The following is a 14,195-nucleotide window of genomic DNA, read 5'->3' as shown; positions in this document are numbered from 1 at the left end:
GGCGTCAGGCCGCCGTACGCACGAAGCGGAGCGTGGCGGCGACCGTGGTCAGGCCACGGATCATGCCCAGCTGGTTCCAGCCCAGGCCGAACTCGGCGCGGTCCACGGTGAACTCCGTGTCCAGCGTGAGCGCGTCGGCGTCCGCGCCGGCCAGGCTGGCGGTGAGGGTCTGCGGGCGGCTGATGCCGCGCACGGTCAGCTGACCGGAGACCTCGACGGTGTCACCGGCGCCGGCCTTCGCACTGCGGACGGCGAAGGTGATCTCGGGGTGGTTCGCGGTGTCGAAGAAGTCGGCGGAGCGCAGGTGCTCGTCCCGCTTCTTGTTCTTGGTGTCGAGGGTGGCGGCGTCCAGGGTCAGGGTGCCGGTGGCGGAGCCGTCGGGCTGCACCTCGCCCTGTCCGCCGACGGCGGCGAAGGTGCCCTTGACGGTGACGAGGCCCCACATCGTCTTGTGGCGCAGGGCGACGGTGGAAGCGGCGGCGTCGAGCTGCCAGACACCGGTTTCGACGGCGACGGTCATGATCTTCTCCAGTGAGCGGGGAGCGGGGAGCGGGGATCCAGGGAAAACAAGTGATTCAAATTTGGATGACTCCGACCGTAGACCATTATCCAAATCTGGACAACCTTTCGGTCCAAATTTGAACAATGGGTAGACTCGACACCATGGCCGACCCCGAGGAGCACCCCACCGACCTGCCCGAATGCCCGTCCGCGCAGGGTGGCGGCCTGCTGCCCAAGGAGCTCCGGGCCTGGATGGTGATGCTGGGGGCAGTGGGCGCGGTGGAGCAGGAACTGCGGTCGGTCGTGAAGGAGCGCCTCGACGTCTCGCACGACGAGTTCCTGATCCTGTGCCTGCTCGCCGAGCAGCCCCGGACGGGTCTGCGCATGACGCGGATCGCGGAACTCCTCGGCCGCCCCAAAACCCGGCTCACCTACCAGATCGCCTGTCTCCAGCACGCCGGTCTTGTCACCCGCAAGTCGGTCTGCGGCGACAAGCGGGGCATCGAGGTGGCCCTCACCGACAAGGCCCGCCGCCTCCTGGAAGAGGCCTCCGGCGCCCTGGCCTCGACGGTCACCCGAGCCCTGACCCATGTCATGGGCCCGGACCAGCACGAGGCGATGTGCGGTCTGCTGCCCGAGCCGGCCGAGGAGGCCGAACAGCCCAAGGAGGCAGCGCTCGCCAAGGAGTCCGAGCAGCCGTAGCGCGGGGTGACCCGCCCGCTCCTGGGTACTCGGCGGTCCCGTGCAGGCGATCGCAGGAGGGCTCCATGGGCGCACTGGACCTGCCCGAACCCGTCGTCCGCAGCGGAGCCGCGCCGCCGGTCGACACGGCGGGTCTCGAGGCCGCGCTGCGTGACCGGGTCGACGGCGAGGTCCGCTTCGACGCCGGGAGCCGGGCCGCCTACTCCACCGACGCCTCCAACTTCCGGCAGACCCCGATCGGCGTCGTCGTGCCCCGCACCCCGGAGGCTGCCGCGGAGGCGGTGGCCGTCGCCCGCGAGCACGATGCGCCCGTGCTGTCGCGCGGCGGCGGGACCAGCCTGGCCGGGCAGTGCACCAACGCGGGCGTGGTGATCGACTGGTCGAAGTACTGCCACCGCATCGAGTCGGTGGACCCGGACGCCCGCACCTGCATCGTCCAGCCGGGCATCGTCCTCGACGAACTGAACCGGCAGCTCGCGCCGACCGGCCTGCGCTACGGCCCCGAGCCCGCCACCCATATGAACTGCACCATCGGCGGCATGATCGGCAACAACTCCTGCGGCGCCACCGCGCAGGCGACCGGCAAGGTCGTGGACAACATCGCCCGTCTGGAGGTGCTGCTCTACGACGGCACCCGCTTCTGGTGCGGTGAGACGAGCGACGAGGAGTACGCCGAGATCGAGCGGCAGGGCGATCTGCAGGCCGCTCTCTACCGGCAGTTGCGCGCCCTGCGGGACCGGTACGGCGACGAGGTCCGCCGCCGCTACCCGGACATCCCGCGCCGGGTCTCCGGCTACAACCTGGACTCGCTGCTGCCCGAGCACGGCTTCGACGTCGCGGGGCTGCTGGTCGGCAGCGAGTCGACGCTGGTCACCGTCCTGCGGGCGGAGCTGGAACTGGTACCCGTGGTCAAGGAACGGACCCTGGTCGTGCTCGGGTTCCCGGAGATCGCCGTGGCCGCCGACGCCGTACCGGCGATCCTGCCGTACGAGCCGATGGCGCTGGAGGGCGTCGACGCGCGGCTCATCAAGGACGAGCGGATCAAGCACCTCAACCCGAAGGCCCGCGCCCAGATGCCCGAAGGCAACGCCTTCTTGATGGTGCAGTTCGGCGGGGACACCCTCGAGGAGGCCGACGAGCGGGCGCACCGGATGCTCGACGGCCTGCACGAGTCCGAGCACGACGCCGAGGTCGCCTTCCTCGACGACCCCGCCCACGAGGAGGAGCTGTGGCAGGTGCGCGAGGCCGGCCTCGGCGCCACCGCGCACATCCCGGGCAAGCCCGACACCTTCGAGGGCTGGGAGGACTCGGCGGTGGCACCGGAGCGGCTGGGCGACTATCTGCGCCGACTGCGCCGCCTCTACGACGAGTTCGGGTATCTCAGCGACACCGGGCCCAGCCTCTACGGCCACTTCGGGCAGGGCTGTGTGCACACCCGTATCCCCTTCGACCTGTACTCGGCCGACGGGGTGGCGGCCTACCGGCGGTTCATGGAGCGGGCGGCGGATCTGGTCGCCGAGTTCGGCGGGTCCTTCTCCGGGGAGCACGGGGACGGGCAGAGCCGCGGTGAGCTGCTGCCGCGCATGTTCGGCCAGGAGCTGGTCGAGGCGTTCGGGCGGCTGAAGGCGGTCTTCGACCCGCTCGACCGGATGAACCCCGGGAAGGTCGTGGCGCCGTACCGGCTGGACGAGAACCTGCGCCTGGGCGGCAACTGGGCCCCGTACGCGCCCCGTGACCTGCACTTCCGCTTCCCGGACGACGGCGGATCCTTCGCCGAGGCCGCCAACCGGTGCGTCGGCGTGGGCAAGTGCCGGCAGCTGACCAACAAGGGCGGCTCGGTGATGTGCCCCTCCTACCAGGTGACGCGGGAGGAGGAGCACTCCACACGGGGGCGGGCGCGACTGCTGTTCGAGATGCTCGACGGGCACGGCGACAGCGCGATCCGGGACGGCTGGCGGTCTCAGGCGGTACGGGACGCGCTCGACCTCTGTCTGGCCTGCAAGGGGTGCAAGAAGGACTGCCCGGCCGATGTGGACATGGCCACGTACAAGGCGGAGTTCCTGTCCCACCACTACGCGGGCCGGCCCTGGCGCAGGCCCCGCTCCGACCTGTCCATGGGCTGGCTGCCGGCCCTCGCCCAGGCCGTCGGGCGGGCCCGGCTCGGACCGCTCGTCAACGCGCTCACCCACACCCCGCCGCTGTCCCGGGCGGCGGTGGCGGTGGCCGGGGTCGAGAACCGGGAGGTGCCGCTGTTCGCGGGGCGGACGCTGCAGCAGTGGTTCGCCCGCCGCCGTGAGACGTACGGCGACGGGTCCCGCGGAAGCGTCCTGCTGTGGCCGGACACGTTCACCAACTTCTTCCACCCGCATGTCGGGCAGGCGGCCGTGGAGGTGCTGGAGCACGCGGGCTGGCGGGTCGAGCTGCCCCGGGAACCGCTGTGCTGCGGGCTGACATGGATCTCCACCGGGCAACTCGCCGTCGCCGAGCGGGTGTTGAGTCGCACGGTGCGCCGTCTCGCCGGGCATGTCCGGGCTGGCGGGCTGGTGGTCGGCCTGGAGCCGAGTTGCACCACCGTGTTCCGTTCGGACATGAGCGAGCTCTTCCCGGGCGACCGTGACGTGCGCAGGCTGTGCGACCAGACGGTGACGCTCGCCGAACTGCTCACCGAGCACTCCCCCGGCTACCAGCCCCCGCAGGTGCCGGACCGCTCGGCCCGGGCGCTGGCGCAGGTGCACTGCCACCAGCATGCGGTGCTCGGCTGGGACTCCGACCGCGAACTGCTCGGCCGGGCCGGCGTCGACGCGGAGCAGCTGGAATCCGGCTGCTGCGGGCTGGCCGGCAACTTCGGCTTCGAACGCGGCCACCTGGACGTCAGCGAGGCGTGCGCGGAACGCGTGCTGCTGCCCCGGCTGCGCGAGACGGACCCGGCGACGGTCCTGCTGGCCGACGGCTTCAGTTGCCGCACCCAGGTCCACGAGTTCGACAGCGGCGGCCATGAGGCGGTGCACCTCGCGGAACTGCTGGCCTCGGCGCTGCCCGACGGTGCGCACGGCAGCGCGTACGGCGTCGGCGCGGGCGTACGGCCGGCCCCGCCGGGCCGCCGCGCCCAGTCCCTCGCCCTTGCCGGGGTCGGGCTGAGCGCGGCAGCCGTCGCAGCGGGGCTGACCCGCGGGCTGCGGCGGTGAGGGCCGCCGCGGTCAGGAGGCCTTGGCGGAGCGGTTGCGGACGATTGCGAACGCCGCTGCCGCCAGGCCCAGTACGCCCACGACCAGCCCGGCGACACCGAGTCCGCGGGCGGTGGAGTCGCTGCCGGGCGCGCTCGACGCGGAGCTGTCGGCGCTCTTGGGCGCCGCCGACGACGAGGCCGAGGTGCTGCCCTCCTCGGCGCCCTTGGCGGTCAGCTTGAGGACCGGTGCCGGGTTCTCCGGCTCGTCCGCGCCGGACTGGGCCACGTCGATCCAGCGGACGGTCTTTCCGTCGGAGTACGTCTGCAGGGTCTTGAAGGTCAACTGGCCGGTGTCGTCGGGCAGTTGGCCGAAGGCGACGTTGAAGTCCTGGTACTGCCCGGCCCCGATCCTGCCGCCGGTCCAGGTGATCTCGGAGACGGCGTCGGTGATGGTGCCGTCGTCCGTCTTGACGGGCGTCTTCAGCTTGGTGTTGGTGACCTTCGCCGTCCAGCCGTTCTGCGGCGGCGACACGAGCACGCCGAGGACGGGGTGGTCGGTGGGCAGGAACACCTGCACCTTGGTGGTGCTCGCGGTGTCCTCCTCGTTGGGGACACGGAAGGTGAGGACGCCGTCCGTGGCGCCCTTCGCATAGCTCTCGGGGTGGACGGTGACGTGCGCGGACGCGATTCCCGCGGCGGCCAGGAGCCCCGCAGCGGTCAGCGCGGTGACGGTACCCGCGCGGCGCAGGGCGGTGCGTGCAGTGGACATGGGTGAGCTGATCTCCGTACTGAGGAAGGGATGTCGAGGTCAGATCGCGTACGACATCCCCTGCGGCGGACCGCGCCGCTGCACCGCGTGCCGCAGCAGCAGCCGTCGCAGCGGCCGCGGGCCGTCGGCACCCAGGCGTACGGCGTCCGGCGCGGCCGGCAGGGTCCCCGCCCCGCCACGCACCCGCCACCACGCCGCGAGGCCCGGTACGAGCGTGGCGGTCCGGCGCAGCAGCGACCACAGCGCGGCCTCACCGCGCCGCAGCCACCAGGTCAGCACCACCGCGGCACCGACGTGGGCGGCGGTGGCGTGCGGGGTCAGGGCGTGCGAGTGGCCCATGTGCATGGCGCCCATGGTGTGCATGCCGTACATGCCGCGCATCAGCATCATGGGGTGCGGGCGTACGGCGTCGAAGGCGAGGTGCAGTCCGGCCTGGGCCGTGAGCGTGCCCGCGCCGATCGCGGCCAGCGAGCGCTCCCGGGCGCCAAGGAGACAGCCGGCCCCGAAGACCGGTACGAACCCCGCGGCCTGCACCCACACGGGCGGTGCCGTCCCGGTCGCCAGCGCGTGTCCCCCGGCGGCGAGCAGCACGCACAGCGCGGCGAACACCGCCGCGCGCAGCGCGCGTACCGAAGGAGACGCCGTCATGGCGCCCGATCCTGCCATGCGCCGGGGTGGCTCCGCCCGGCGGATCCCCAAGCGCACAGGTGCAGACTGGAGACCCACGAAGAAGTGCCGAGCAAAGGCGGTGACGGGGTGACGGCCGGACTGCGCATCCGTATCGACGGCGTCGACCTGCCGGGTCGTGCGTGCGGGCCCGACGGCGGCATGCCGTCGTACACCGACATCCATGTGGCCGTGCAGCGCCGGGACCGGCCGGACGAACTGCTCGATCCGCAGCCCGGCGACGCCGTGACCGCGAGTTGGACGCTGGAGTGCACGGTCACAGGTACGGACGTCAAGGGGCCCTATGTTCAAGGGCGTCCGGGCGGGCGGTTCGTCTATCTGTCCTGGGGGACGGTCGACGACTCCGGTGCCTTCGGCATGTTCCGGCGCGCCAAGCTGATGCTGGACGCCGTGCCCGCCGACGTGCTCGACACCGCCGTGCGCGAGGGACTGCTGGTGGGGCGCCTGCGGCTGACCGACGCCGGCGGAAACCCGCTGTGCGCACGGGTGGTGCCACCGCACATCGCCTGGACAGCGGGACAGGGGTAACTGCCCGGCGCCCGCAGCGGTCTGCGTACCATGGGCGCCGTGACAGCCCGTGCACAGCATCGCGATGCGCCGCCGCCTTCTGTGCGAGGCGCTGTGCCGATGTACGGCTTCGCGGCGGGGCTGCGATTGGCCGTCGATCGTCTGCGGCGTCATCGTGGCTGGTCGCGCCCCGCGGCGGAGCCGCACATGGATATCGCCCCGCGCCCCTTTCGGGTGCTGCCGAACCGTAGGGGACTTCGCTCGGTCTTCTTCGTGCTCGGGCTGCTGGCCGGGGTGTTCGCCATGCACGGCCTGGCACCCGGTGGCGGCGTCGTCGAGCACTCCGCCGCACGGCACATGACGGCGGCGGTCGCCGTGGACGGCAGCTGTGCGGGCGGCGACTGCGGTGGCGGCCATGCCCATCACGCCGACCAGACCTGTGCGTCCGGCGCCCTGAGCGGCGGGCCCACGCTGCCCGCGCTCGTCGCCGACCCGGTGGCCGTACCCGCACTCTCCGACGCCCCCTGCCCGTACGCGGGCACGGCCCCGGACGGTGCACGCGCGCCGCCCTCCCTGGCGGAACTACAGCTCCTGCGGATCTAGACACCGCCCTGCACCGCGCCCACGCACGACCGGATACGCGGTGCGCCTCGGCACGTCCGGATCCCTTTAACGCAGCAACGCAGGAGTTCCAGCATGCGCAACACCCGTACATCCATGGCCCGTCGCACCGCCCTGGTGGCCGCGACCGTCACCGCCGGGCTCGTCCTCGCCGCCTGCGGTGGCAACAGCGACAGCGGGAGCGGCGGCCACGACAGCCACACCTCCGGCTCGTCCTCGTCCTCGCCTTCGTCGAGCACCGCCGCCCACAACGCGCAGGACGTGTCCTTCGCGCAGGGCATGATCCCGCACCACCAGCAGGCCCTGGAGATGGCGAAGCTGGCCGCAGGCCGGGCCTCGTCCACCAAGGTCAAGGATCTCGCCACACGCATCGAGAAGGCCCAGGACCCGGAGATCCGCACCATGAGCGGTTGGCTGACGTCCTGGGGTCAGTCCGTGCCCTCGGCGATGCCCGGCATGGACCACTCGGCCCACTCGGGCATGGCCGGAATGATGGACAGCAAGGACATGGCCATGCTGGAGAAGGCGACCGGCGCGGAGTTCGACACCATGTTCCTGACCATGATGATCGAACACCACAAGGGTGCCGTGCAGATGGCCGGCACGGAGAAGGCAAAGGGCACCTACGCCCCCGCCACCTCCATGGCCGACGCCATCATCACCGGCCAGACCGCCGAGATCACGGAGATGAACAAGCTCCTCGGCAAGGGCTGACACCCCTGGGGAGGGACCGCTGCCGGTCCCTCCCCGCGCCCCTTAGGGGCGCGGGGCTGTATTCATATGCGGCTCCGCCGCGTGGGCGCGACAAGCCACGACGGCGCCGCAGACAAATCACGGCGCAACCCGCGGAGCGACAAGCACCGCCAGTACCTCCGCGCAAATGGCCATGGCGGTCTCCGCCGGCGTACGCGCACCGATGTCCAGACCGATCGGCCCATGGATACGCCCGAGGTGCTCCTCGTCCAGGCCCGCCTCGACCAGCCCGGCGGCCCGGCGCTCCTGCGTGTGACGCGAGCCCAGCGCTCCCACGTACGGGATTCCCGAGGTCAGCGCGGCATGAAGAGTCGGGACGTCCACGTCCGGCTCGTGACTGAGCATGATCAGACAGGCGGCGGCCTGACGCTCGGCACACAGCGCGCCCGCATCCCGGGCGACCGACGTCACCGTGGCCTGCCAGCCGAGCAACCCGGCCTGGGCGACGAGGAGTTCGGCGAGTTCGCCGCCGCCGACGATGACGAGGTGGGGGACGGCGGGGCAGGTCTCGACGAGGCAGAGTCCGGCCTCGGTCGCGTGCACCTCGCGGCCGGCGCGGTGGCGGGCGAGCAGGTCGCGGGCGCTGGCGGCGGCCTGGGGCGGCACGTCCGGGCCGTCGGCCCTGCCGTCCAGGGTGACGACGGTGCTGACGGCATGCGTACGCCGCTCGTCCAGCCAGGTCACCAGGGCCGCGTCGGCACCCGCGCCGAGCAGCTGCCACCAGCGGGCCGGAACGGCGGCCAGGGGCTGCAGCAGGATCTCGGCCTGGCCTCCGCAGGTCAGCCCCGCCTCCTTCACGCCGTCCTCGTGCACGGCCACCGCGACCACCCGGGCGGTGTGACCGGGCGGAAGCGAGGCCGCCTCGGCGACCAGCTGCCGGTCGAAGGCGCCCCGGTAGAGCCGGCCGTGACAGTTCCCGTCCTCGTCGACGAGGATCGCGTCGGCCGGATGCCGCGGCCCGAAGCCCCGCTCGCTGAGCGGCCGCGCAAGGACCGCCGCACGGCCCTGCGCCGCCCGCTGTCGTGCCGTATCCGCCAGTTCACGCATGTTCACCTCGCGATGTGCGCGCCGGCCACCGCCGCCGCCCGCTCTGCTGCCGGGGGCCTCGGGGGCCCGCGGCGGAGCCGCTGATGTCACGGCCCCGGAATGATGCAGCACGCATGGATCCAGCGTAGTCCGCAGGTCAGTACACGTCCCTGACGTAGCGCTTCTCGCTCGCGAGCTGCTTGACGTACGCCGCCGCGGCCGCCTCGTCCAGGCCGCCGTGCATCATCGCGATGTCGCGCAGGGCCTGGTCGACGTCCTTGGCCATGCGGGAGGCGTCGCCGCAGACGTAGAAGTGCGCGCCGTCCTGGAGCCAGGACCACAGCAGCGGGCCGTGTTCGCGCATCCGGTCCTGGACGTAGACCTTGGCGCGCTGGTCGCGGGAGAAGGCGGTGTCCAGGCGGGCCAGGGTGCCGTCGGCGAGGAAGCCGGTGAGCTCCTCCTCGTAGTAGAAGTCGGTGGCCCGGTGCTGCTCGCCGAAGAACAGCCAGCCCGGGCCTCGGTGGCCGAGGGCCCGGCGCTGTTCCAGGAAGCCGATGAAGGGGGCGACGCCGGTGCCGGGGCCGACCATGACCATCGGGGTGGCGGGGTCGGCGGGCGGGCGGAAGTGCGCGGAGCGCTGGACGTGGACCGGTACCGGGGTGTCCTGCTCGGCGTCGGCCAGGAAGGGGGAGCAGACGCCCTGGCGGGGGCGGCCGTGCAGGTTCTCGTAGCGGACCACGGAGACGGTCAGCGAGACCAGGTGGGGGTCGGTCAGCGGGCTGGACGATATGGAGTACAGGCGTGGCTGCAGGCGGCCCAGCGCGTCGGCCCACTCCTGGGCGTCGGCCCTGACCGCATGCTCGGCGACCACGTCCACGGCCTGCCGGCCCCAGGACCACTTCGCCAGCTCGCCCTTGTTGTCGGGGCGCAGCAGCTTCTTCAGCTCCCTCGGGTCGCGGGCCCGTTCGGCGACGAAGCGGAGCAGGTCGGGGCTGATGCGGGTGATGTCGAGGTGCCGGAGCAGGGCCTCGCCGAGGGGCACCTCGCCGGCACCTTTCACCTCGACCGCCGCCCCAGCGTCCAGGCCGGTGGCGGTCAGCCACTCGCCCACCAGGTCACGGGAGTTGAGCGGACGGACGCCGAGCGCGTCGCCCGCCTCGTAGAGCAGCGGGGTCTCGCTGTCCCGGGTGTCGAAGGTGAACCGGCGTACCTCCTTGCCGGCGCCGGGGAGGCTCAGGAGACGGTTGCCGGTGAGGCGGGCCGTGACGGGGGCGGGCTTCTTCGTGCGCGGCGCGGGGGCGGGCGGGGCCGCCGGAGCGAGGGCCGGCCGTTCCGGCGTACCGGACAGGGCTGTGAGCACCTGGTCGAGCCAGGCGTGGGCCGCGTCCTCGTAGTCGGGTTCGCAGTCCGTGCGCGGGGCGAGGCGCAGTCCGCCGAGCTCGTCGAGGCGCTGGTCGAGGCGGCGGCCGTGGCCGCAGAAGTCGTCGTAGGAGGAGTCGCCGAAGGCGAGCACCGCATAGCGCCGCCCGTCCATGCGCAGGGTGTCGGACGCGACGAGGGTCTCCCAGAACCCGCTGCCGTTGTCGGGCGCGTCGCCGTCACCGAAGGTGCTGGTGACCAGGAGCAGGTCGGCGCCGGACGGCAGCGCGGCGGGGTCGGCCTCGTCCATGCCCAGCAGCGACGCGGCATGCCCGTCGGACTTGACCCGCTCGGCGACGGCGGCGGCGAACTCCTCGGCGTTGCCGGTCTGCGAGGCCCAGAGGATCACGACCTCACGGCCGGGTGATGACGTGGCCGGTACGGCGGTGTCGGCGGCCCTCGAGTACATGCCGGCCAGCACCCCGTTGACCCACAGGGCGTGCTCGGGGCTGAAGGGCGCGGAGGGCGGCAGCACCGGAACGCCCGGGGCGCCGGACGGGATGCCGGCGAGGAACCCGACGAGGTACTGCCGTTCCTGCGCGGTGAGCACGGGCGGCGGAGCGGGCACGAGCCCGAAGGGATCGGAAGCGGGAGCCGCAACCGGGGCGACCTCAACTGCCGCCTCCACGCCCGGCGTTCGCACCGTCACCGGAGTCGACACCTTGGACAGCGACACCGCGCACACCTTCAACTCCGGCTGGAAGGACAGCGGGTCGACGGCGTCGCTCGTCACGGCGTTGACGCTCAGGTACTCCCCGAACAGGTCGTTCCAGTGGAACGGCGCGAAGCAGCTCCCGGGCCGGACCCGGTCGGTGACCACCGCGGGCAGCACGGCCCGTCCGCGCCGTGAGGCGACCTCCACCGAGTCGCCGTCGGTGACGTCGAGTCCGGCGGCGTCCTGCGGGTGGAGCTCCACGAACGGTCCGGGGTTGAGCTTGTTCAGCTTGGGCACCTTCGCCGTCTTGGTCAGCGTGTGCCACTGGTGCTGCAGCCGCCCGGTGTTCAGTACGAACGGGTAGTCGTCGTCGGGCATTTCGGCGGCCGGGAGGTGCGGGCGGGCGAAGAAGGCGGCACGGCCGCTCGCGGTGGGGAAGGTGAGGGAGCCGTCCTCGCCGACGTAGCGGACGGGGTTGCGGTCGGGTCCGGCGCCGCTCGCGGCGGGCCACTGCACGGGCGTCTGTCGGAGCCGCTCGTACGTCACACCGCGCAGGTCCCAGCCGGTCTTCGGGTTCCAGGCCTGCTTGATCTCCTCGAAGATCTCCTCGGCGCTGTCGTACGAGAACCCCTGCGCGAACCCCATCTCCCGGGCGACGGCCGCGATGATCCGCCAGTCCGCCGTGGCCTCGCCGGGCGGGTCGGCGGCGGGCCGGGCGAGGGTGAGGTTGCGCTCGCTGTTGATGAGGACGCCCTCGGTCTCGGTCCACAGGGCGGCGGGCAGGACGACGTCGGCGTAGGCGTTGGTCTCGGTGTCGGCGAAGACGTCCTGGGTGACGACGAACTCGGCGGCCTCCAGGCCCTCGATGACCGTCTTGCGGTTGCCGACGGAGGCGACCGGGTTGGTGCAGACGATCCAGCAGGCCTTGATCTCGCCGTCGGCCATCTTCTGGAACATCTCGACGGTGCCCTTGCCGACCCCGTCGGCACGGATGCTGCCGGGTTCCAGCCCCCAAAGCTCCTCTACGAACGCCCGCTCCTCGTCGACGAGCACGGACCGCTGGCCGGGGAGACCGGGGCCCATGTAGCCCATCTCCCGCCCGCCCATGGCGTTCGGCTGGCCGGTGAGGGAGAACGGGCCGCTGCCCGGACGGCAGATGGCTCCTGTCGCCAGATGCAGGTTGACCAGGGCGTTGGTGTTCCAGGTGCCGTGCGTGGACTGGTTGAGGCCCATGGTCCAGCAGCTGGTCCACTCCCCCGCCTCGCCGATCAGCCGGGCGGCCTCCCGGATGTCGTGCTCGGGGATGCCGGTGATCTCGGCGACGGCGGCCGGCGGGTAGTCGGCGAGGAAGGCGGGCATCTCCTCCCAGCCGTCGGTGTACCGGGCGATGAACTCGGGGTCCGTGTGGCCGTTCTCGTACAGGAGGTGCAGTAGCCCGTTCAGCAGCGCCAGGTCGGTCCCCGGCTTGATCTGCAGGAACAGGTCGGCCTTCTCGGCGGTGGCGGTGCGGCGCGGGTCGACGACGACGAGCTTGGCGCCGGCCGATTTCACCCGTTCCATCATGCGCAGGAAGAGGATCGGGTGGCAGTCGGCCATGTTGGAGCCGATGACGAAGAAGAGGTCGGCCCGGTCGAGGTCCTGGTACGAGCCGGGCGGTCCGTCGGCGCCGAGCGACAGCTTGTAGCCGGTACCCGCGCTGGCCATGCACAGCCGGGAGTTCGACTCGATCTGGTTGGTCCGCACGAACCCCTTGGCCAGCTTGTTCGCCAGGTACTGCGCCTCCAGGCTCATCTGCCCGGAGACGTAGAAGGCGATCGCGTCCGGCCCGTGCTCGTCGACGATGGCGCGCAGGCGCCGGGCCGTCTCGCTGACGGCCGCTCGGACGGCGTCCGGCACCGGCTCCTCGCCCCGCTCGGGCCGGACGAGGGCCGTGGTCAGCCGGCCGGGAGCGGCGAGCAGGTCGGCGGTGGTCGCGCCCTTGGTGCACAGGCGGCCGAAGTTCGCGGGGTGCTCCTTGTCGCCGGACGCCTTCAGGACCGTACGACGTCCGTCCGGTCCGAACCCGACGTCCAGCACGAGGCCGCAGCCCACACCGCAGTACGAGCAGACCGTCCGCACCTTCGTCGCCGTCGTCGTGTTGGCGTTCCGCGAGTCCGGCGCGGCCACGGGCACCCCTGCCTCTCATGATCGTCCCGTACGGGTGGAGCTTCCGTGACGGTACGAAATGCCCATTACACGGGTGTCTCCTGGGCCGGTCATCAGGGGTTACGCCGGGCGCACAGGAATCGGACGGGCGATGTGAGAGGTGTTCCGGCAGGCGGATCGGGGCGTGAGAGGTCAGCTGCCGACTCCGCAGGCCGCCAGCAGCACCAGGACCAGGGTGGTCGCGCCGAGCAGACCGTGGGCGGCGACGACCGGCACCGGCAGATGCCGTTCGGCGGGTGTCATCGCCTCGGTTCCGGCGGGGGCCGCGCGATACACGGGGATCCAGCGGGCGAGCAGGGTGAAGCCCAGCAGGGCGACGGCGACGAGCACCCCGAAGGACGTCCAGGCCAGGGCGTCCTTGTCGGCGGCGAGATAGACGATCCACACCACCAGTCCGGCGGCCGCCAGCAGGAAGTGGCCGAAGACGAGCGGCGCCGGGAAGCGGGTGGTCCTGATCTGCTGCTGGCGCAGACCGCCGCCGGAGATCCAGCGGACGAGGAGGACGAATCCGCCGAGGGCGGTGACGATCCAGGCGACGAGAGCGGCGATGTCCATGTCCGGCTCCAGTGGCGCGGGCCCGGTGGTTCTGGTCAGGGCGTCGTACGGGTACTGCGGTACCCCTCCGCCTGCACGGATTCGGCGGCCACGCGGACGCCGTAGCGGTAGGCGAGCTTGCCGCCCAGGTATCCGGAGACACCGAGGGCGGCCAGGGCGACGGCGGAGAGCGTCAGCTGCCCGTTGCCGACGCTCTGCCCTCCCGCGTAGCCGTCGCCCTGACGCCAGGCGAAACCCGCCGCGTATGCCGCGGTCACGGCGAGGTTCAGCGCCATGTGCACCAGCGCCGTACGGAAGGCCGGTGTCCCGGTGGGGATGGCGAACAGGTCGAGGAGGCCGACGCTCGCCGCGGCCAGGGCGCCGAGCACACCGATCGCGATCAGCCAGGCCGAGCCATGGGTCAGGAAGCCCGGCCGGTCGACGATCTTGGAGGCGATGTCGAAGACCAGACTGCACACCCAGGCCCCGATCGGCACGGTGACCAGGATCGGATGGAACGGATGCCCGTACGGTCCCGCCAGCGCGCCGCTGACCGGCTGCTTCGCCTGACGAAGATCACTGTCGACCGTCATGGCCCACCTCGCCTGAGAGGTATTTCACCAACAAGTGTTGGTCTTATTCGCGCAGAG

At 72.0% G+C, this 14,195-nt stretch carries 12 protein-coding genes; 5 read left to right on the top strand and 7 right to left on the bottom strand.

Annotated elements, in window-relative coordinates:
- Positions 1–4: 4 nt before the first annotated feature.
- Entirely contained in the window at positions 5–520 is a 516-nt protein-coding gene (locus EDD92_RS35150) for a YceI family protein (RefSeq protein ID WP_123968016.1), read from the bottom strand.
- A gap of 143 nt (positions 521–663) precedes the next feature.
- Between EDD92_RS35150 and EDD92_RS35145 the strand changes: the two genes are divergently transcribed.
- Both EDD92_RS35145 and EDD92_RS35140 read left to right on the top strand, forming a co-directional pair.
- The gene (locus EDD92_RS35145) at positions 664–1,203 is read left to right on the top strand and encodes a MarR family winged helix-turn-helix transcriptional regulator (protein ID WP_123970688.1); all 540 of its coding nucleotides are present in this window, start codon (positions 664–666) and stop codon (positions 1,201–1,203) included.
- A gap of 65 nt (positions 1,204–1,268) precedes the next feature.
- Complete coding sequence (locus EDD92_RS35140) at positions 1,269–4,388, top strand: FAD-binding and (Fe-S)-binding domain-containing protein (RefSeq protein WP_123968015.1); 3,120 nt, start codon at positions 1,269–1,271, stop codon at positions 4,386–4,388.
- A 12-nt stretch (positions 4,389–4,400) separates the two neighbouring features.
- Here EDD92_RS35140 and EDD92_RS35135 read toward each other — a convergent pair whose 3' ends face one another.
- Both EDD92_RS35135 and EDD92_RS35130 read right to left on the bottom strand, forming a co-directional pair.
- On the bottom strand, positions 4,401–5,138 hold the full coding sequence (locus EDD92_RS35135; protein ID WP_123968014.1) for a YcnI family protein: 738 nt from the start codon (positions 5,136–5,138) through the stop codon (positions 4,401–4,403).
- Between the two features lie 39 nt (positions 5,139–5,177).
- Positions 5,178–5,786: a hypothetical protein gene (locus tag EDD92_RS35130; RefSeq protein ID WP_185124226.1), complete on the bottom strand. Its 609-nt coding sequence runs from the start codon at positions 5,784–5,786 to the stop codon at positions 5,178–5,180.
- 108 nt (positions 5,787–5,894) lie between these two features.
- On the opposite strand from EDD92_RS35130, the gene EDD92_RS35125 reads away from it, so the two are divergent.
- The 3 genes from EDD92_RS35125 to EDD92_RS35110 all read left to right on the top strand — a co-directional run bounded on the left by EDD92_RS35125 (position 5,895) and on the right by EDD92_RS35110 (position 7,667).
- The gene (locus tag EDD92_RS35125; RefSeq protein ID WP_221268279.1) at positions 5,895–6,353 is read left to right on the top strand and encodes a DUF5990 family protein; all 459 of its coding nucleotides are present in this window, start codon (positions 5,895–5,897) and stop codon (positions 6,351–6,353) included.
- Positions 6,354–6,539: 186 nt separating this feature from the next.
- The gene (locus tag EDD92_RS35115) at positions 6,540–6,935 is read left to right on the top strand and encodes a DUF6153 family protein (RefSeq protein ID WP_221268163.1); all 396 of its coding nucleotides are present in this window, start codon (positions 6,540–6,542) and stop codon (positions 6,933–6,935) included.
- A 93-nt stretch (positions 6,936–7,028) separates the two neighbouring features.
- Positions 7,029–7,667 carry a DUF305 domain-containing protein gene (locus EDD92_RS35110; RefSeq protein ID WP_123968012.1) on the top strand — a complete coding sequence of 213 codons (639 nt, stop codon included), beginning with the start codon at positions 7,029–7,031 and terminating at the stop codon, positions 7,665–7,667.
- 117 nt (positions 7,668–7,784) lie between these two features.
- Here EDD92_RS35110 and EDD92_RS35105 read toward each other — a convergent pair whose 3' ends face one another.
- The 4 genes from EDD92_RS35105 to EDD92_RS35090 form a co-directional block, all read right to left on the bottom strand.
- Positions 7,785–8,753, bottom strand: coding sequence for an XdhC family protein (locus EDD92_RS35105; RefSeq protein WP_123968011.1), 969 nt, complete (start codon positions 8,751–8,753; stop codon positions 7,785–7,787).
- A 136-nt stretch (positions 8,754–8,889) separates the two neighbouring features.
- Positions 8,890–12,972 carry a molybdopterin-dependent oxidoreductase gene (locus tag EDD92_RS35100; RefSeq protein ID WP_123968010.1) on the bottom strand — a complete coding sequence of 1,361 codons (4,083 nt, stop codon included), beginning with the start codon at positions 12,970–12,972 and terminating at the stop codon, positions 8,890–8,892.
- A 171-nt stretch (positions 12,973–13,143) separates the two neighbouring features.
- Positions 13,144–13,566: a hypothetical protein gene (locus EDD92_RS35095; RefSeq protein WP_123968009.1), complete on the bottom strand. Its 423-nt coding sequence runs from the start codon at positions 13,564–13,566 to the stop codon at positions 13,144–13,146.
- Between the two features lie 35 nt (positions 13,567–13,601).
- Positions 13,602–14,138 carry a DUF2231 domain-containing protein gene (locus tag EDD92_RS35090; RefSeq protein WP_123968008.1) on the bottom strand — a complete coding sequence of 179 codons (537 nt, stop codon included), beginning with the start codon at positions 14,136–14,138 and terminating at the stop codon, positions 13,602–13,604.
- Positions 14,139–14,195: the final 57 nt, after the last annotated feature.

Origin of the sequence: Streptomyces sp. TLI_185, assembly GCF_003814765.1 — a bacterium.
Taxonomy (GTDB): Bacteria; Actinomycetota; Actinomycetes; order Streptomycetales; family Streptomycetaceae; genus Streptomyces.
Note: the sequence above shows the minus strand (reverse complement) of the source record. Positions and strands in the feature narration are given on the sequence as shown.